This window comes from Haloechinothrix salitolerans, assembly GCF_042662605.1.
Taxonomy (GTDB): Bacteria; Actinomycetota; Actinomycetes; order Mycobacteriales; family Pseudonocardiaceae; genus Haloechinothrix_A; species Haloechinothrix_A salitolerans.
The window spans coordinates 2,004,599-2,022,392 of sequence record NZ_JBHSXX010000001.1 but is presented as its reverse complement, the minus strand read 5'-3'; the positions used below and the strand labels follow the sequence as shown (position 1 = coordinate 2,022,392).

General features: G+C 62.6%; 22 protein-coding genes and 1 tRNA gene. 12 read left to right on the top strand and 11 right to left on the bottom strand.

The genetic code is table 11. From position 1 onward, the window contains the following. Position 1: 1 nt before the first annotated feature. The gene (locus ACFQGD_RS09550) at positions 2 to 232 is read right to left on the bottom strand and encodes a hypothetical protein (RefSeq protein ID WP_345403457.1); all 231 of its coding nucleotides are present in this window, start codon (positions 230 to 232) and stop codon (positions 2 to 4) included. A gap of 99 nt (positions 233 to 331) precedes the next feature. After that, complete coding sequence (locus ACFQGD_RS09545; protein WP_345403454.1) at positions 332 to 1,117, bottom strand: rhomboid family intramembrane serine protease; 786 nt, start codon at positions 1,115 to 1,117, stop codon at positions 332 to 334. An 873-nt stretch (positions 1,118 to 1,990) separates the two neighbouring features. Here ACFQGD_RS09545 and ACFQGD_RS09540 point away from each other — a divergent pair. Next, positions 1,991 to 2,269 (top strand): helix-turn-helix domain containing protein, encoded by a 279-nt coding sequence (locus tag ACFQGD_RS09540; protein ID WP_345403451.1) that lies wholly within the window; start codon positions 1,991 to 1,993, stop codon positions 2,267 to 2,269. Positions 2,270 to 2,873: 604 nt separating this feature from the next. Here the strand turns inward: ACFQGD_RS09540 and ACFQGD_RS09535 are convergent. The 3 genes from ACFQGD_RS09535 to ACFQGD_RS09525 all read right to left on the bottom strand — a co-directional run bounded on the left by ACFQGD_RS09535 (position 2,874) and on the right by ACFQGD_RS09525 (position 5,069). Beyond that, on the bottom strand, positions 2,874 to 3,176 hold the full coding sequence (locus ACFQGD_RS09535; protein WP_345403448.1) for a hypothetical protein: 303 nt from the start codon (positions 3,174 to 3,176) through the stop codon (positions 2,874 to 2,876). Between the two features lie 172 nt (positions 3,177 to 3,348). Beyond that, on the bottom strand, positions 3,349 to 4,284 hold the full coding sequence (locus ACFQGD_RS09530; RefSeq protein WP_345403445.1) for a hypothetical protein: 936 nt from the start codon (positions 4,282 to 4,284) through the stop codon (positions 3,349 to 3,351). 65 nt (positions 4,285 to 4,349) lie between these two features. Continuing rightward, complete coding sequence (locus ACFQGD_RS09525; RefSeq protein WP_390183627.1) at positions 4,350 to 5,069, bottom strand: hypothetical protein; 720 nt, start codon at positions 5,067 to 5,069, stop codon at positions 4,350 to 4,352. A gap of 500 nt (positions 5,070 to 5,569) precedes the next feature. Here ACFQGD_RS09525 and ACFQGD_RS09520 point away from each other — a divergent pair, with 500 nt between their 5' ends. Both ACFQGD_RS09520 and ACFQGD_RS09515 read left to right on the top strand, forming a co-directional pair. Further along, positions 5,570 to 5,746, top strand: a complete 177-nt coding sequence (locus ACFQGD_RS09520) for a hypothetical protein (protein WP_345403439.1) — start codon at positions 5,570 to 5,572, stop codon at positions 5,744 to 5,746. After that, a complete protein-coding gene (locus tag ACFQGD_RS09515; RefSeq protein ID WP_345403436.1) occupies positions 5,743 to 8,196 on the top strand; it encodes an AAA family ATPase in 2,454 nt (817 codons plus the stop codon). Before ACFQGD_RS09520 ends, ACFQGD_RS09515 begins: the two co-directional genes overlap by 4 nt. Positions 8,197 to 8,297: 101 nt before the next feature. On the opposite strand, the gene ACFQGD_RS09510 is transcribed toward ACFQGD_RS09515, so the two are convergent. Both ACFQGD_RS09510 and ACFQGD_RS09505 read right to left on the bottom strand, forming a co-directional pair. After that, positions 8,298 to 8,660 carry a hypothetical protein gene (locus ACFQGD_RS09510; RefSeq protein ID WP_345403433.1) on the bottom strand — a complete coding sequence of 121 codons (363 nt, stop codon included), beginning with the start codon at positions 8,658 to 8,660 and terminating at the stop codon, positions 8,298 to 8,300. A gap of 5 nt (positions 8,661 to 8,665) precedes the next feature. Beyond that, positions 8,666 to 10,075, bottom strand: coding sequence for a helix-turn-helix domain-containing protein (locus tag ACFQGD_RS09505; RefSeq protein ID WP_345403430.1), 1,410 nt, complete (start codon positions 10,073 to 10,075; stop codon positions 8,666 to 8,668). A gap of 405 nt (positions 10,076 to 10,480) precedes the next feature. On the opposite strand from ACFQGD_RS09505, the gene ACFQGD_RS09500 reads away from it, so the two are divergent. The 9 genes from ACFQGD_RS09500 (at position 10,481) to ACFQGD_RS09460 (ending at position 14,305) form a co-directional block, all read left to right on the top strand. Next, entirely contained in the window at positions 10,481 to 10,744 is a 264-nt protein-coding gene (locus ACFQGD_RS09500; protein ID WP_345403427.1) for a hypothetical protein, read from the top strand. A gap of 2 nt (positions 10,745 to 10,746) precedes the next feature. Continuing rightward, complete coding sequence (locus ACFQGD_RS09495) at positions 10,747 to 11,181, top strand: recombinase family protein (protein WP_345403424.1); 435 nt, start codon at positions 10,747 to 10,749, stop codon at positions 11,179 to 11,181. Then, positions 11,182 to 11,451 (top strand): hypothetical protein, encoded by a 270-nt coding sequence (locus ACFQGD_RS09490; protein WP_345403421.1) that lies wholly within the window; start codon positions 11,182 to 11,184, stop codon positions 11,449 to 11,451. 143 nt (positions 11,452 to 11,594) lie between these two features. Next, positions 11,595 to 11,753 (top strand): hypothetical protein, encoded by a 159-nt coding sequence (locus ACFQGD_RS09485; protein ID WP_390221030.1) that lies wholly within the window; start codon positions 11,595 to 11,597, stop codon positions 11,751 to 11,753. A 57-nt stretch (positions 11,754 to 11,810) separates the two neighbouring features. Beyond that, positions 11,811 to 12,236, top strand: coding sequence for a transcriptional regulator (locus ACFQGD_RS09480; RefSeq protein WP_345403415.1), 426 nt, complete (start codon positions 11,811 to 11,813; stop codon positions 12,234 to 12,236). A gap of 132 nt (positions 12,237 to 12,368) precedes the next feature. Further along, complete coding sequence (locus ACFQGD_RS09475) at positions 12,369 to 12,740, top strand: hypothetical protein (protein ID WP_345403412.1); 372 nt, start codon at positions 12,369 to 12,371, stop codon at positions 12,738 to 12,740. Then, complete coding sequence (locus ACFQGD_RS09470) at positions 12,740 to 13,219, top strand: hypothetical protein (RefSeq protein ID WP_345403409.1); 480 nt, start codon at positions 12,740 to 12,742, stop codon at positions 13,217 to 13,219. Before ACFQGD_RS09475 ends, ACFQGD_RS09470 begins: the two co-directional genes overlap by 1 nt. Beyond that, the gene (locus tag ACFQGD_RS09465) at positions 13,216 to 13,620 is read left to right on the top strand and encodes a hypothetical protein (RefSeq protein ID WP_345403407.1); all 405 of its coding nucleotides are present in this window, start codon (positions 13,216 to 13,218) and stop codon (positions 13,618 to 13,620) included. Before ACFQGD_RS09470 ends, ACFQGD_RS09465 begins: the two co-directional genes overlap by 4 nt. Positions 13,621 to 13,678: 58 nt before the next feature. Then, positions 13,679 to 14,305 carry a DUF6308 family protein gene (locus ACFQGD_RS09460; RefSeq protein ID WP_345403404.1) on the top strand — a complete coding sequence of 209 codons (627 nt, stop codon included), beginning with the start codon at positions 13,679 to 13,681 and terminating at the stop codon, positions 14,303 to 14,305. Between the two features lie 72 nt (positions 14,306 to 14,377). Here the strand turns inward: ACFQGD_RS09460 and ACFQGD_RS09455 are convergent, their stop codons facing one another. From ACFQGD_RS09455 to ACFQGD_RS09440, 4 genes are all read right to left on the bottom strand, one after another. Beyond that, entirely contained in the window at positions 14,378 to 14,593 is a 216-nt protein-coding gene (locus tag ACFQGD_RS09455; RefSeq protein WP_345403401.1) for a hypothetical protein, read from the bottom strand. Between the two features lie 580 nt (positions 14,594 to 15,173). Next, on the bottom strand, positions 15,174 to 15,647 hold the full coding sequence (locus tag ACFQGD_RS09450) for a DUF6416 domain-containing protein (protein ID WP_345403398.1): 474 nt from the start codon (positions 15,645 to 15,647) through the stop codon (positions 15,174 to 15,176). A gap of 540 nt (positions 15,648 to 16,187) precedes the next feature. Further along, positions 16,188 to 16,264, bottom strand: a tRNA-Leu gene (locus tag ACFQGD_RS09445). 117 nt (positions 16,265 to 16,381) lie between these two features. Further along, positions 16,382 to 17,737 carry an NAD(P)/FAD-dependent oxidoreductase gene (locus tag ACFQGD_RS09440; protein ID WP_345403395.1) on the bottom strand — a complete coding sequence of 452 codons (1,356 nt, stop codon included), beginning with the start codon at positions 17,735 to 17,737 and terminating at the stop codon, positions 16,382 to 16,384. Between the last annotated feature and the right edge of the window lie 57 nt (positions 17,738 to 17,794).

Here is a 17,794-nt window from a genome sequence, read left to right as displayed (position 1 = left end):
CTTAGCACCTTGTTTTTCGGTCCGAGCCACGCTCGCCGTGCAGTTCGCGCAGGTAACGGTCCAGAGTGCGCTGGTAGTTCACACCCATCCCGCGCGCGGCCGCCAGCCCAGTCACCAGATCTCCGCGCAGCGTCCGGTCAGCGAATGGCCGGGACCGCCGGGGCCACATCGCCCGACCGAGAGCCACAGCCATACCACCGATCACCAGCACGAACATCAACCACGTCGTCATCACGTCCACCGCTCTCGCCTCCTCACCAACAACGCTGCCAGGCGGCGCTGATGATTCGCTGACGACGGGCGAAACAGCAGCTGACATGCAGTGCGGGGACTACCGAGTGTCAGCTCCTGGTGGCGACTCTTCAGCCGAGCCCGTGTCGGTCTCGGGACGCACGGGCAGAGCTGAGCTAGCAGCGGGTGACTCGGCGTCAGGTGACGCCGCGGCGTCGGCAGCGGCTGTTTTGCGACGCCTGCGGAAGATCCAAGCCGCGACGATGCCCGCGAGGAAACCCGTCAAGTGGGCCCACCAGGCGACACGCGCTTCAGTGGGCACCACACCAGAAAAGATGTGGTAGCCAAACGCGACGCCGACGCCGAGTGAGATGACGATATCGACAGGCCGCCGTTCAACGAGCCCCCGCGCGACGAGATAACCCAGCAAGCCGAAGACAATTCCGCTGGCACCGACCGAGACAGTGCCCTGCGGCGCGAAGACCCAGGCCACGAATCCGCCGAGCAGGACGACGACGAGCACCACCCCGAGAAAACGCCAGATGCCGTACAACCCGGCGATCAGGCCGAGGGTGAACAGCGCACTACCGTTGGCTACGAGATGCTCGGCATTGGCGTGCAAGAGCGGAGCGGTGACGATGCCGAGAAGATGCTCGGGGTCGCGGCCAACGATGCCGAACTCGAAGTTCCACCGCCGGTCCCCCAGCGCGTTGGCCACGTCCACCGCCCACAGCACGACGAGCACGAGCAGCATCGTGGTCGCGGACTTGCCGAGCGGTGACCGCAACGACCCGATGTCCCGGTCATGCGGGACCTGTGTGCCCTCCCGCACTACCTTCTCGGACGCGGGTGAACCCGGCAGAGGCGACGAACCGACCGAACGCATAGCTCGCGACCATACCTGTGCACGCACACCGCGGCGACTCCCGCCAAGCCCGCAATAGGCTAGTGGGAGGCAACGCGCGCCGAGACAGCTTTCCAGGCTCGGCGAAGCCCACGGTTTGAGAAGCCAGGTTGGTGCACCTCGTGGGGGCGCTTTCGAGGCCGTCGCCGGAGACGCGGCGCTTGCTAGCGATGGCGGAAGAGTGGCGGAAGAGTGGCGGAGCGACCTCGGTGCCCGACAGTGAGAACTAGATAGCGCGGGTTTGAATGGGCGAGGCATGGTGGGAGGCACTGAGGCCCTTGCACACCCGGCACGCCCCACTAGACGGTTGCTCGACATGGCCAGCTCCTGGCCAGACAGCTTGCCGGACCAGGCGCAATCGGGAGGTCGCGCAACGCCCTGCAAACTCGCCCGCCAGCTCCGAACTACTGACGTTGACCAGCTCGTAGCGATCTACCAGTCCGGTGCATCCATCCGTAAATTAGCGAAACAATTCGGCCTCCACACCCAGACCGTCAGCCGACACCTCCGGTCCCGTGGCATCGACACCAACCCGGCTGCCATGACAGCTGCCAAGTTGCAGACAGCAGCTCTACTTTACAAACAAGGCTGGTCACTCCGACAGCTTGCTGCCAAGTACGACGCCGACGACGAGACAATACGCCGGCTCCTGCGACAGCAAGGTGCGACTATGCGAGCGCCAGGCACTACAATCTGTGACAACGTGTCACGGGTGTGACATAGCGGCACCGCCTGTGCCATTCGCCGTCGCATATGCGGTCGGTAAACGTCGCTCGCCGCCAAGCTTGATCACCGTGTTCTCGACGTCAACTCTTCGATGCGCGTCAGTTGCGACCAGACGAGATCGACAAGCTAGTGGCAGAGTACCTGGCGGGGGCGACAGTGTATGTCCTGGCCGAACGTTATGGCATCCACCGAGCAACCGTTGGTCAGCACCTAGCCGCTCGGGACATCGACACTCAGCCACCAGGATTGCATCCGGATGATGTACCGACGACCGTCGAGCTGTATCAGGCTGGGTGGTCACTGGCCCGGATCGCTACGAAGTTCCATACCAGCGACATGACGGTGCGGGCACGGCTGCTGGAGGCGGGCGTGGTGATGCGGAGTCCACATAAGCGGGTTCGACTCTAATTAGCGTCCGCGCGTCGACGACACGCCGACCGTGGGAGCGTACCGAAACATACGAACCACCGGAAAGTCGTTAACAGATTGCCAGCGGCCCGGCACGGTCTGTAACACATGCGCGCCTAGGCTCGACATGCCAAGCGCAACGTCCTTTCGCACCTGGAGGTCACATGTCACACGACCCCTCGCCGCTCGCAAAGCTACCGGACATCAGTGAGGTTGTCCCTTTTGGTGCCCGCGAAGAAGACCAGCGATGTTTCGATGAGATTCGCGCGGTACTCCAGAAGTACGATGCGCTGCAGCGATTCGGAGTCACGTTACTTCATGAACACTTCGACATTGGAGACGATGAAGTTCTCGTGGAATCCGTCGACGTTGTCAACAGAGTACTCTCATCTACGCCCGGCAAGCCAAATCGCCGACCGGGGGTTATCGAAACGTCCTGGCGTCTTGACGATCCGGTAGGTCGGCAGCGCTGTGAGACCTTGTGCATCCGGGACCGCGACATCGACGGAAATGAGTATCACCGTCAGCAACACTATATGACCGGATAGCTTGTCAAGTGCGGACCGACTCGGGTCGCATAGTCGAGGCCCGAGTCTCAGCCCACCTACTTGAACTCCGTGCCAAAACGGCGTTCGACGGCATCGACGACGTGCCGCGCGTACCCCCAAGTTGGCGCCTCTTCGCCCTGACCTTTGGCAAATACAACTGGGTCACCGACGCGGGGAATCTTCAACGAATGGCCCATTGGTTGAGCTTGTTGATTGCTAAATGTCGGTATGGCGAGATCGGTACCATAAACAATGCTCCGTCCGTCCGAAAAGCGGAACTGGACCCGACTGCCGCCGCGATATACAATCTCGCCAACTCCAGTGCCTGAATTAAAACTCGCCACGATCCCCAGATGCATGCTTCTATTGTATTCTTGGCAAAATACTTAATCAAGGCGAACTGGGGCCAGAGTTCGTTAATGCTTCCTGAACCCATTGCGCAAGATCGCCTCTTCGCTCATAACCTTAGGTCGAGTGAAAACGAAATCGACTGGAGCGATACCAAGATGCGCTCCCCGTCATCCTCGCACGTCACGGGGCGTCAATCGTCACCGCCAGTGCCGCTGAGATCGGCGCACCCCGGCGACTGAAGATGTAGTTCAAGCCGCCATCGGTCGGGCTGTCGGCAATGTAGCCAGCCTCGCACTCCAATAGTAGATCGACGACAAAGTGCTCCAGCCGCCAGCCTGCCCGATGCTGCACCTCCGTAAAGGGCTCGGCAAGGCTGTACGCCAGCTCATCGTAAGCCGGGCTATGCCCTTCGGACTCACTGTTCAATGCAGTGCGCAGCGCCCGAGCCGGGACCACCCGGCAGCCAACCTCACAATTCCCACCGACTCCGGCGACACCCGTCACGGGATACGTCACGTTGTGCGGTATCTTCCACGGGTGGTACAGCAGGTAGTAGACCGGGATTCCGTTCCGTCGCTCATACTGCGCTATCGCCTGGTACTGCGGGACACCGGTCATCAGCGCCTTGTAGCGCGACTGTGGTGTGAAGCTGAAGGTGCGTGGTGCCGTGACGGCCGCCCACTCAGCGTCCGGCCGGAGCAGCCGCCCGAAGCCGATCACGTAGTCCACAGGGTTGTCTTCGTCCCATTCCAACTCATCAGGGTAGAGACGCTTCGACTGCAGGAGGGCAACCTTGGAACGGATGAGCTTGCCGCCCTGCCGGAACAGCACCAGGAATCCGATATCGGCGATTTCCCATCGCCGCGGCATGTCTGGCCACTCCGCGAAATGACGTCCACCACCGAGGAAGTGCGTGCTTACCTCCACCGTCCACCCCGAGGGGAATCGGACCGGGGCCGCCATCGTTGCAAAGTGCTCGATAAACGCCATGTCGAGGGACGTTTCGTGTGTCGTCGGCACGCGCGTCAGGACGGATGCGACCCGCTCGTTGCATGACAGGAAGGTTCCGCGCAGCCACGCTTGCACATCCGCTGGAAACGGGATCGGTGGTGCCACTCATCCTCCGTTTACGACTCAACCTCGTCGACGATCTCGCAGGAGATGCCAACCAGGGCCACTGCTCATCGGCTGGTCGCCGAACCGATCGGCATCAGCTTCCGGAGGCCTTCGGCGGAATCACCAAACGCTCCCCTTGCGATCATGTAGCCGATGACGAAGTCCGCATCGAGTGATGGCTTGAGATGGATCAGCTCCTGCAAGATCCGTCGGGCGTCACGTTTGCCGGGCCGGTCATACCACCCGTTGTTACCGGCCCACTTGAGTGCGTCGAGCGCCTCACGAATGGGGACAGCCAGCGGCTCGGGGCGTTCACCCGTCACCAGGTCGACGGCGTCCGTGGCCGTCGCCCAACCGCGGAGACCGAGCTGCCCACCTTCAATCGCGCACAATGAACGGCCATTGGCGCGCTTGTGAGCCAGTTCGAGCAGCTTGGCATCGGGCACATCAACGAGCACGGGGCCACGGCTGTACCGGGCGCGGCCGGGCGACTTCCGGGTGATGTGGCCGTGATTGGCAGCAAACCGTTCGAGGCTGGACGTGGCTGCGTCTCGAAGGTGGTGGGTCACCAAGACCCCGCGGACGCCCTGCTCACAGCAGAGGCGCTCGGCATGCGCCGTTGCCACGATCGTCGGGTCCTCGCCATCGGACTGGCCCGTGAGCGGCAGCCATGTCGCTTCGTACGCTGAAATCATCGAATGCTCCCATCTTGCAACCCACACCCGGCTCAAGGCTGGCACAGAGCCACGACAAATCGCCGCAACGCGGCCGATACGAACGGTCACATGTTGGCGCTTCGTGACGGCGGTTCGCTTTGCGCCACAGGCACCGAAACGAGGTAGATCAGGGCCAGGCCGGGATCGATGCCTACTTGATCGGTACAACCGTTCGTCCTCACTTCGAGTCGAACCGACTCGAAGTGAGCACGGTGAGACAGTGGTTCCGACAAGAGGCGAACCATGTTCGTCGAACACGAACTGCCAGCCAGAGCCAGCTGGAGCGAGCCGTGCTGGCCAGGAGCAGATAACCGCAACTACTGCTTGGGTACCGTTCACCGTTCCTTCATGACCGTTCGGCGCACCAATCTCGCCATTGAGCTACAGTTCTGTAACTTGAACTATAGGAACGCGGTCAGGCATGGTCCTGCGACACTCGACATATCGGGGGTTAGTCGCACCGGCCCAGCAAGTGTGGCATGAAATCCTGAACGTTGAGCCGTTACCGCAGATCAATAGAATAAAATTTCGACCTGCGGCAAGATATTTACAAAACAGCCTGAGGTCTTATGTCCATTATCGAAGATGAAGTCGTCAAAAAATACACCGAAGCACTGCAACAGAACGAGGAGGTTCCCACTGAACTCGCGAGAGCAGTAGCTGAGGAGTTAACCACCGAAAAAGGTCCCAACTCTGAACGCCTCGCCAAACTAGTTGCTGTGGCAAGCGGGAGCGAGTCGGCATGATCCAGATCCTTGAGTTGCACATCGAGGAGTTCAGAGGTATCCGGAAACTCGACCTCAATCTCGATGGGAATCATTTCGCCATCCATGGACCAAATGGTTCGGGCAAGAGTGGCGTAGTTGACGCCATTGGATTCGCCCTAACCGGTACAATTGCCAGGTTAACCGGAGCTGGCACCGGCGCCGTCTCAATGCAGCGGCACGGCCCCCACGTACACAAGCGTGATGATCCCGCAGCCGCCAAAGTAACCCTCAAGTTTAAGGACACCACAACCGGTAAAACCGGCACCATCACACGAGCTATAAAGAATGCTGGAAACTACATTCTGGAACCAAACACACCACAGTTGCGCAGCGTGATTGAAAGCGTAGCCCAGCATCCAGAATTGACGCTATCCAGACGTGAAATTATCAAGTTTATCCTCACCGAGCCTGGGAAGCGTGCCGACGAGGTCCAAGCACTCCTGCAACTTGATGCCCTCGATAGCCAACGGAAGGCCCTTCGATCTGCCGTAACAAGGGTAGCGAAGGAAAAGTCAACGGCGAACAACGCTCTAGAAAATGCACAATCGAGCTTCATGCGGCACTTCGACATTCCGGAATTCGTACCGGCTGAGATACTCAGTCAGGTTAACGAGCGCCGAGCCCTATTAGGCCTGTCCCCGTTCACCGAGTTATCGAGCGGCATGAACTTCAAGGAGGGTATCGACCAAAACCCTCAAGAGGTGCCCTTCAACAAGGCATCAGCAAGCAGCGATATCGACGCACTACGCTCCTGGCTCTCCAACCCGGGCCCGAGGGACGAATCTCTCTGTAAACTCCAGCGCATACTCAATGAACTTGGCGACAACGTTACGGTTCTCGACTCGCTACAGCATCGCAGCTTTGTTGAATCGGGACTTGAACTTGTAGCTGAGGATGGACGATGTCCACTCTGTGATACAGCATGGGACACGCCGGAAAGTCTCCGGGAGCATCTTGCCGAAAAGATTCACCTCTCCGACGTTGCAAAGCAGCTTGAACGGAATATCACAGATGCCGCTGCCCAGCTGATACAACATCTGCGGACTGGCCAAGCAGTGACAAAGTCTGTTCGCAATCTCGCAACGACCTGGGGTACACCCCAGATGCAAACCGTCTTTGAAGCTTGGCACGACGACCTAAAGGAACTCGAAAATAAACTCACAACTGTTTCTAGCATACTCGCGACGCGGGATCAGCTTAACGACAATCCGCTCGCAGTGCCAGCAAATCTCATGACCGAACTCAATCAGCTCGCTGAATCATTGGCCGCCCGACCGGACACGAGCGCAAAGCGTGCGGCCAGAGACTGGCTGATCATCGCAGCTGAACGATGGACACAACATCGTCAAGCAAATGCAAGTTGTGATAAGGCAGTCAAGGCACACAAGTTAGCCCAAACGCTATACGACACGTACTGCACGATCGCCGACGAGGCACTGACCAACCTATATAACGAAGTAGAGAAGCGGTTTAGCCACTTCTATCAGCGGATAAACGCTGACGACGAGTCGGCATTTAAGGCTGAGTTGGAGCCAAGCGCCGGTAAGCTCGATTTGAATGTCGATTTCTACGGGCTCGGAATGTTCCCTCCTGGGGCGTACCACAGTGAAGGCCATCAGGATGGCATGGGCGTCTGCTTGTACCTCGCTCTGGTCGAGAAGCTCATGGGAAAAGATTTCCGGTTTGCGGTGCTGGATGACGTGGTCATGTCTGTTGACAGCAACCATCGCAAGGAATTCTGCAAGCTACTCAAGACGGAGTTCCCCGGAGTCCAGTTCATAATCACTACGCACGACCCTGTGTGGGCGAAACAAATGCAGTCCTCACACCTGATAACCAAACAGTCCCAGATTCGCTTCCACGGCTGGAATGTCGATACGGGCCCATCGTGTGAACGCGGGATTGACTTCTGGGACAAAATCGCATCTGACCTTGCAAACGATGACGTAGAAGCCGCTGCTCATAAATTACGTCGGGGTCTTGAAGCTGAGTTGCCAGAGTTGGCAGAAGAGCTTCGTGCGCGCGTCGCGTACAAGGGAGATGCAAGGTACGACCTCGGCGAGTTCCAAAGCGCGATCAAAGGTCGGCACGGCGATTGGCTGAAGAAAGCAGCTGCGGCGGCGGACTCGTGGGGAAACAGCGATGCCCAGCAGAAGATTAAGGAATTGAGGAAGGCACATTCGAACGCAATGCTCATGCAAGAAAAAGAGTCATGGGCAGTGAACGCACTCGTGCACTATAACGAGTGGGCAACGATGAGCAAATCGGACTTCAGGCCCGTCGTAGAGGCGTGGAAGCAATTTCTGTGCCTATTCAGGTGCGGAAACGAAGAATGTGGTTCGTGGATTGGAGTGAGCGGCACGCCTGGCCACGAGGACTCTCTGCGCTGCAGGTGCGGTGCCTACAACTTCAACCTGCTTGCGAAGTAGCCGCCTGGAAGCGTCTACGGGGCCGGGTTCGTCGCTTCCACCGACGGCCTGCTGGAGCTGTGCCTTCTGCCAGGCTACTCACCCAAGCCCTGCTGACTTCTTTAGTAAGCTAGTCGCTCGATCCGCTCAAAGATGTCCGCGTCCGTCTCCTGCTGCCACTCCGGCAGCGCGTCCCAGTCCGCCACGTAAGCAGGCTTGGGGTCCTCGAAGTGCTTGTAGATCTGCCCAATCCAGCACAGCGCCACGAAACGACCTTTCTGCTCGCGGGTCAACTTGGCCGTCTTGCCGCCGGTCACTTCGATGAACGCCCGCACCTGCTCGTAGACAGCCGCGGCGCTCTCACGCTCCCAATCCGGCGTTTGGTCCCACGGCGTGATGTAGCTGGGCTTGGGTTCGCCGAGGTAATGGCGCTTGACGCCTTCGATCCAGGCTTCGCGGAAGATGCGGCCGGGCTCATTCGACACCGTGCTTACTCCTTGTTCGGGTTGGTGGCGGACATGGTGGTCAGGCTGGTTATCTGCCGGTCGAGCGTGCGGACGTGACGATCCGCGAGGAACGGCTTGAGCTGTGGCTTCAAGGTCTTGAGCTTTCGGCCGAGATAGCCGACCGAGTTGGTCTGTCTAGCGACATCGAGCGCGGCATCGGCATACATCACCAGCTGTTCGGAATCCCCGCGCTGGGCGCCGACCATGGCCAGGTCGGCCAGCACGCTTCCACGCCGGCGGGTGGACGTCGTTCTGCTGAGCGCCTGCACCAGCGCCGGTTCGGCCAGCTCCGGGCGACCCAGTTCGACGAAGCAGCTACCTCGTTCCTCTGCCAGCCGGGAACCTTCGAAGCGCAGCCAACCATCGGTATGCACGGTGCCCTTGAGCTGTGTGACCTGCTCCGCTGTCTCCAATGCGCGTTGGCAAGCTGAGAGCTGCCCGAGTCCGGCAAAGGTCTGTGCCTGCACCGCCGCCACCCAGTACCGCGTCGACAAGCCGCTGTCGCCCTTTTGCGCAAGCGTGGCCGCGCCCGACAACAACGGTGCCGCTCGGTCGAACTGGCGCTCGTACACGCCTATGTAGGCCTGGCGGGTCATGGCGCAGGCCCAGAGGTCGTAGGCGGCGGCTTCCTTGCTGGTGTTCGCGGCGAGCGAGTAACAGTTCGCGGCGTCGGTGTACCGGTCGCTGTCGAAGAAGATTTCCCCACAGAGCTGGAACAGATCGGCGGCCAGCTCGCACAAGCGACGGCGGACAGCGGAAGTATGGGTCTGCTGCAAGCTGGTCGTCAGCACCTCGAGCTGCTGGCGCACCATCGGCAGCGCCAGGCGCTTGGCCTTGGCGTCCGCGAACACCTGCCAAAGCCGGGCATTGAGCCGAGCGTATTCGTCCAAGGTGCACGTATCGACGTGACGTGGTCGGGTGGCGGCGTGACCGAGCCGGTCGACGTCGAGCGCCTCGTCGGTGACTGGCAGGGCGAGCAGTGTGTTCGCCAAGCTGAGTAGTCGGAGGACGTCGCGGCGGTTCACGTCATCCTCCAGCGACTCGCCAGCCGCTGCCGCCAGGGCGGGCTGCTGGCTGGTGGTCGCAGGCTCGGCACGCGCTGCTGGGCGGCCCGGCAGCTTGAACCACAGCAGCTCTGGTGGAATGCGCAGGACACGCGCCCACTGTATGAGCTTGGCAAGGTCCTGTACGGCAGGGCCGTTTTCGATCCGGCTGAGCTGGGTCTGGGTGAGGCCGACCCAGCTTGCCACCACGCCCTGCGGGATGGGCTGGCCGTGCCACGGATGCAGCCGGTAGGCCTGGATGACCCGGCCGATGTGCCAGGCGGCCAAGGCGTCTTGCATCTGGTCGGTTTGCCAGAATTCGGGCGGCACCGACGGGGCGCTGACCAGCACATTTCGGGCTTGCCGCGTGCAGGCGCCGCAGAGTCGGTCCGGGTTGTCACGAGCCAGGCGGGCGCCACAACGGCAGTAACGAACAGGCGGACGCGTCCCCACAGGCCAGCCTCACCATCTTCCGACGTCGACGTCGAGCATGAACACCATCACGATACGTGTTCGGGCGCATACGGCATATGCGTTCCATGCATATCGCGCACGCGGCATTCGTCATGATCGCGCCGCCTCACTTGCGCAAACCTTGCTTCCAGGCACCCAGCGCCGGATAGCCAGCCCGGTCGCGCCGCACGCGACCTCCCGCATGGGTCCGCCCCGGCGTGCGTCTTGCTGCGACGGCTGCCCCGGCGCTGGGTGCCACCCACGGAAAGTTGCACCCCCGGATGAGACGGAGACCGAGAGCCAATGCCTACCCAACTCACCACCGAGCGACAGCCCCTCGCCGTACCGCGCGCCTGGTATCGCGGCCGTAATGCCCTTGAGCAAGCGAACACCCCGGAACCGCGGCTGCCGGACCCAGCCCGGCTGTACGGGCTGGTTGTCATGGCGTTCGTCTTCCACGTGCCGGACGAACACGGCGATGCGGTGCTAACCGTCTGCCGGTCGTGCCGGGAACCGTGGCCGTGTGACCAGGTGCGCCTGGCCTTCCGGCTGCGGGAGGCGTTCTAGCCATGACGGCTGAACCAGACACCCGCAGCGCACAGCTCGCCGACGCGTCCCCGGTCGTCTACGGCTATGTGCGCACCACCGATCACAGCCCGTCGCTCGCCGCCGCGCATGAAGCCGACCTCGTCGCCTGGTGTGAACACGACGGTTGGCAGCTTGGTGCGGTCTTCCGCGACCTCGGCGTAGCCCCGGACGCGCTCATCCGACCTGGCTTCACAGCCGCCCTCGCCGCCCTCCATCTGCCCGACAACGGCACCTTGCTCGTGCTGGACCGTAGCCACCTCTCGACGGTGAACACCGTGGCCACGCGGCTGCGCTCCGAACTGCACCGCACCGGCGCGACGCTGTTCATCAAGAACGAGGCGGCACCGGCTGCGTGTCGCCGGACGGCTGCGGACAGCGCCGACGACGACCGCGACGACTCCGCCTGGGCGTCGTAGATGTCGGCAGACGAGTCGCCCGTCCTGGAGCCGGACACCAAGGCGCTGCTCTCCGCGCTGGCGGCCATCAACGGCAAGGTGCCGGACGTGGCGCTGGCGCTGCTGGAAGGCCGCATGAGCCCGCAGCGGCAGCGCGAGTTCGCCGACCTGCTGACGGAGCTGGCCGAGCTACTGCGCACCCACGCAGGCGGACTGATGATCCCTGGCAAGCCGACCGAGCCTGCCGACGGGTCAGCCGACACCGGAATCGACCCGTCACCACCGCCATGAGGGACGCCGCTCCCACCATGCCGACCAGCAGAAACGGAAACCGCATGCAAGCAACAGAACAGCATCGGTCGCGCCGAATCGGTGGACATCACACCTGTACCACCTGCGATACGGCGTGGCCCTGCACCAGTGCAGCAGCCGCGTTGGACGCCGTCCGCACACACAGCCGCGACCGCGACCGCACCACACGTAACGAAGCCATCCGCCACGCCGTCGCCCTCGGCCTGCCGCTCGACGACATCGGCTACGCGGCAGGCGTGACCCGGGAACGCATTCGCCAGATCGGAAAGCATCGGCCGTGACCCGCCAGCCCACTACGAAATCCCCGACCCACCGACACATATCCAGAAAGGCCAGTCATGACCACCGCCCCGACGCCGGAACTAATCCGCTCCCGCACTGAGATCATGGGCATTCCCTGGATCGGCCCGGACTTCGATCCGCTGCTGCTCAACCCGACGCGGCTGCTGCTCATGGCCGAGCTCGTCACCGACTGCTACTACCGCTTCGGCTGGCTGTGCGAGATGGTCGGTGCTCAACCCTCCGCGATGTCGCGCCAAGTCACCCGGCTACGCAAAGCCGGCTACGTACACACCACCCGGGGTGCCTACCAGTGCATGTGGGTCCAGCGCACGCCGTTCGGGCACGCCCGGTTTGAGGACCACGTCACCAGCTTGCTGAAGGTCATCGAGCAGGGCCGCGACGCCGGTGCGGCAGTCCCGCCCGGCAGCATCTGCGTGCCCCACAAGCCCGCGCCCGAGTACGACAGCATCGCTCCGGCTTGAGCGCCACTCGCCTCGCACCAGCCACCGTCCCGGTGCCACGCGGCCGTGCTGCGAGAGCACCGTGCCCGCTGCACAGCGCCACGACATTCCTGGGGAATCTGCGACACCACATCGACAACACCACCGTGAGCCATGAACGCTGCCCTGGTCTATGTGCTGGCGATCCTGGCAGCACCCGTGTTGTGGGCACTCGGGCTCGGGGCGAGCGAACTCGTCCAGCAGCTTCGAGCACGGCGAGCGCAGCGGCGGCCGACAGCGCCCAGGACCACGGTGGCGGAGATTATCCAGCGCATCGACGCCGAGCGGTTCGTCCAGGAGTTCAGGGACGGCGAAGTGCGGTGGGCCGCCGCGCGCGACCAACAGGGTCGGGCAGGCTACTGGCCGACCTGCGACCCAGGACGGCGACTTCGTCACCGACGAACTGCCGAAAACCCTGCCACCGCGTGCAACCGGGAACCAGAGCGGACTGGCACACGGGCGGTACCGACGACTCAGCGAGGGTGATGATGCGACACGATGACGGCTACGACTGGCCCACGGACTTCGAGGTTTACGGCCACCACCTCCGCTCGGCGGAGCCGTATCCCGTGCCGATCCGATGCGGCCTGCTCACGCTGACCGGGGATCCCGACGACTGCGTGATAGCCATTGGCGTCAACGAGGACGAGCCGGTGACCATCACCGCCGCCGCCGCGGCACGGCTGCGCGAAATCCTGGCCAACGTGGCCTCGGAGCACACGGCGCTGACGCGCCGCACCGAGCACAAGCGACTGCACGCGGCGCAGCAGCTCATTGGCGACGCCGCGGTGGTTCTGGCTACGGAACGGTGGCAGGCCATCCTGGCCGCCTTGTCTAGCGACGACCGCACCGAACGCGACCAGGTGCTGCACGACCTCCAAGCGCGGGCACCCGGCACCTCCGGCGCCACGAGCGAGTCGAACGCCGCATCCACGGCACGCACACCTGATGAAAGGACGCCATGACAAACGAGCGCCACAGCCTTCCCACGCCGACACCCGCCCGCGTGACGCCCAGTGACCTCGTCACGCCGACCGCGCTGCGGGTGGCGCGGGCCGGGTATGAGGCTGCTCGCGTACCGACAAACAGGAGCGCGCGGACGGTGCACCGGGCACGGCTGGCAGTCGCAGTGACCGCTGCCGCGCCGTACGTGGCTGGCGAAGCCCTGGCCCGCTGGTCCGTGTTCTTCGACCGCAAACACCAGCAGTTCGAGCGAATGATGGCCGAAGAAGCCGAACAACACGGTGAGACGACGCAGTACCACTGTCGGCATGGAATGGCGATGGGGATGGAGCTGGCGTGCATTCTGACAGGGGGCCATGTGCTGGCGCTGCGACGGACGGCGCGGTGGTTGGGGCAGGGATAGCTTCGTTCAGAACCTCCGAGCTGTAACGGCACGCCCTGAAGCCTCGACGGTAACGGGCATGGGATCGTTCGCCGACCTCCGCCGATGCGCCGCCGCGCACGTGGAGACGTTCATGGACCGCGCGGCAGGTTATGCCTTCCACACCTACGACCAGTTGTACGGCTTCTCCGGTCAGCTGACCCCGTTGGACTGCTTCGCCGCCAACTTGCTCAGCTTGCGGCTCACCCATAACGAGGTAATCCCTCTGTTCCAAGGTGGCAACGGCGCCCCTGCCGCGTTGCGAGCGAGCATGCAGCGCGTGCTTGATGAGACAGATGGTTCAGAGGTGTTCGCTGAGATGCCGTCGATCGATGAGCCACCATTTCGGTTAGTACGTAACGCGAATTGGCACACGGAGGCCGTCGACAACTGGACAGCGGTCACCGTCTCGAAGGTGCTGCATCGACTGCGCCCCCAGCTCGTGCCGGTGTACGACTCGCACGTCCGCGCGTTCTATGGCGTGCCGAGAAACCCGGCACGTTTCTACGCCACGCTGCATGCGGATATGCAGACCAACCGTGCCCTGCTCGCTGACCTCGCTGATGGGCGGCTCACGCCGGATGGTCGCCCTCTGTCGGCGCTACGGGTGCTCGACATCGTCGTATGGCACCACGTGCGGTCCCAGTGCAACGGCGCGCCGCGCTAGCCGTGGTCCTATTCCGGCAATCCACGTCAGCGCCCCGACTGACGACATGATCACGGAGGCGTCACGTCAAACTCAGGCGAAATAGTACAGCGGCCGTCCGGTGCGCTGGTCGTACAGCGTGTCTTTGTGCAACCAGCCGATAGGCTGGCCAGTTGTCGCATCGTAGAACCACTCACGCTGCCGCCACGTCCAGCATGAACCGCCATCCACCAGCCAGAACCACTTATCATCGGTCGTCCACGCATACGGCGTGCCGCCTGCACACCGGTATAACCATCGTGATGCCATAGGCCAAAGGGTAGACAGCCGAACGGACATACTGGCGGCTTCACACGCTCGCTCCCGGAGGGAACACGGTGGACCAGCACATGACGAACCCGCTCCTCGCCGAGCCCTCTGAAGAGCAACGTGTCCTGCTCGAAATGTTGTGGGATGCCTTTGGGAGCATGGGCAGTGGCCCATATACCAGTACGTCGAGGGGAACCTAGGAGCCGCGGGACTCAATGCCCTGGCGATTCTTGGCAGCTTTCCGATAGTTGGGCGCGCTGGGACGCAACCGCGCTACCAAGCCGTGTGGTTCGCGAGCCAAGGCGGCGCTGCTCCGCGCCCGGATAGTCACGTTGCGCTGACCATCGCCGGCCTGCGGCACGTACCCGTGGTGATGAAAGCCGAGGTGGCCGCACTAGATCACCTGCTTGCCGATGACGATGCGCTGTTGCCGCTCCGAACGGCTGCTTGACCATCAATGCTCCTTGTCCATCCGAACGACTCGGCAGACAGTTGGCAGACACCTCTCGGCCTGACTTGCGCCGCTTCGGTGGTGTCCAGGATTCCACGGACTGCTTAATCCGAGTGCAGGCGTGACTAACTAGCCGTCCAGGTCAGCGCGAACAGCGGCAAACAACGCCGCTACGTCGGCGTCCATCCAGTAGACGGAGGGCGCGCCGTCTTCGCCGTCACGCCACTGGGAAGGCAGGTGGCGGTTCATGTTCCAGCAGTATCGCCCCGGCCATGAAAGGACACCGGCAACGCCGCTCGCACCGTTAGGAATGTTCAACTTCTCGGCGATGTAGTTACCGGTGAACTCGGTTCCTGGCGCGTCGATGAGCAGGCTGTAAAACCCCTTAGCGCGCTTGTTCAGCTTGCCCCAGAGCTCCTCAGCGTCCTCGCGGTCTTCGTCTGAACCGGTCCACCTACGACGCTCCTTGGAGGGCTCTGAACCCTCAGGAAGCTTCTGAGTAGTAACCTCAGAGAGGCTGAGAGACCCTCCAAGCCAGAGGCCGAAGAAGTGGTAGAACTCGGCAACCCTGTCGTCTGGAACAGGCACGGTAATGTCAGACACTGCATTTTCCTTCAGATCAGCAAGGCCAGTTTAACCTTGTTCCAGAAGACAGCATGAGGGATTCCAGAAAGCCTGTCAACTCCTTCTCGACTACCTCTAGTAGCCTCAGAGGGTCTGGGCGCCTCCAGACAAGCGTGTGCAGCGGAAGCGGGCCCGTCTGCTCCGTCGCGCGTCAGCGCCGCCGAGAACCCGCTCGTGAGCCCAACCCGGTCACCCCCACTCCCGCAGCAGCACCGTGCCCGCCTGCGACACCACCCCCTTGCCGTTCACCGCAACAACCGACAAACTGCCTACGCAGTCTTGTACGCATCACCGAGAAAGTGCCTTTCCATACGGCGATCTTTGAACCAGAAGCTTGAGGAGCCAAATTCTGGACGGATTGATCACGCCGTGGACGTCGTATAGGCCATTAAGGACGTCCGGAACGGCATGCAACATTCCAAACGCCATCCGCGGGCGATCGAGCAGCATAGCGCCGCCGGGGTCTTACTGCAGCTTCAACACCTGGTTGCGGTGTCTAAGGTTTGATTACGACTGATCTGGTGCCCCCGACGGGACTCGAACCCGCACTTGATCGATTTTAAGTCGACTGCCTCTGCCGATTGGGCTACGGGGGCACCGTCGAGCCTATGCGCTCCGGCGAACGAAGGCACCCGTGGGGCGTTTCGCCGCGTCGTGTCCCACACTCCCGACGGCGTGTTCCCCGCTCACGACGTCGTCAGCACGCAACGTCGTCAGGCAGAGTCGTCCGGCTTCCGTTCCGGCACCTTGCCCGACGCGCGGTGGAACTCCTCGTGCGGCGAGTGAATCTGACCCATGGAGATCACCTCGCGCTTGAACAGACCGCCGAGCAGCCAGTCCATGGTGATGCGCGCCTTGCGGTTGAACGTCGGCATCGCCTTGACGTGGTACATCCGGTGCATGCTCCACGCGGGGAAGCCCTTCAGCTTGATGCCGAGGGTGTCGGCGACGCCCTCATGCAGGCCGAGGCTGGCGACCGCACCCATGTTCTTGTGCTTGTAGTCCTTGACCGGCTTGCCACGCAGCGCGCGAATGATGTTCTTCGCGAGGTGTCGGGCCTGCCGCACCGCGTGCTGCGCGTTGGGCGGGCAGATCGCCGTCGGGTCCTCCTCGGTGACCGAGAGGTCCGGAATCGCGGCGCAGTCGCCAGCGGCCCAGACGTCCGGGTGGTCCAGCACTTGCAGCGCGGGGGTCGCCTGCACCCTGCCGGACTTGTGCAGCGGCAGGTCGGAGTCGGCCAGCACCGGATTCGCCTTGACACCAGCGGTCCAGATGATCGTGTCGGAGTCGAACTCGGTGCCGTCGGAGAGGACGACGTGACCCTTCTCGAACGACTTCGCCAGCGTCGACAAGTACACCTCAATGCCGCGCTTCTCCAGTTGCTCGACGGTGTAGACACCCAGCGTCTCGCGCACCTCGGGCAGGATGCGCGGCGCGGCCTCGACGAGGACCCAGCGCAGGTCCTCCGGCTCGATGTTCGGGTAGTAGCGGCACGCGAACCGCGACATGTCCTCCAGCTCGGCGAGCGCCTCGATACCCGCGAAACCGCCGCCGACAACGGTGAACGTCAGCTTGCGCTTGCGGATCTCGGGGTCGCGGGTGCTCGATGCCTGGTCCATCTGCGACATGACGTGGTTACGCAGGTAGATCGCCTCGCCGATGGTCTTGAAGGCGATGCCCTCCTCGGCGAGACCCGGGATGGGCAGCAGGCGGGCGACGGATCCGAGCGCGCACACGAGGTGGTCGTACGGGACCTCCTCGATGTGCCCATCAGCGGCCTCGACCGTGACGACCTTGCGCTTGTGCTCGATCTTCTGCACCCGCGCGGTGAGCACGTGGCAGCGCTTGAGCGCGCGCCGCAGCGGCACCACGACGTGGCGCGGCTCGATAGCGCCAGCCGCCGCCTCTGGCAGAAACGGCTGGTAGGTCATGTGCGGCTGCGGATCGACCACCGTCACGGCCGCCTCGTTGGCACGCAGCATCCGCTGCAGCCCCAACGCCGTGTAGAGACCGACATACCCGCCACCAAGGATGACGATGCGGGTCGGTTCCGACTTCGTTGCGCCCATGCGGACATAGTCGCACCTCACGGAGCGCGACGCTTGTGGGGACCCTGAGCGGGGATA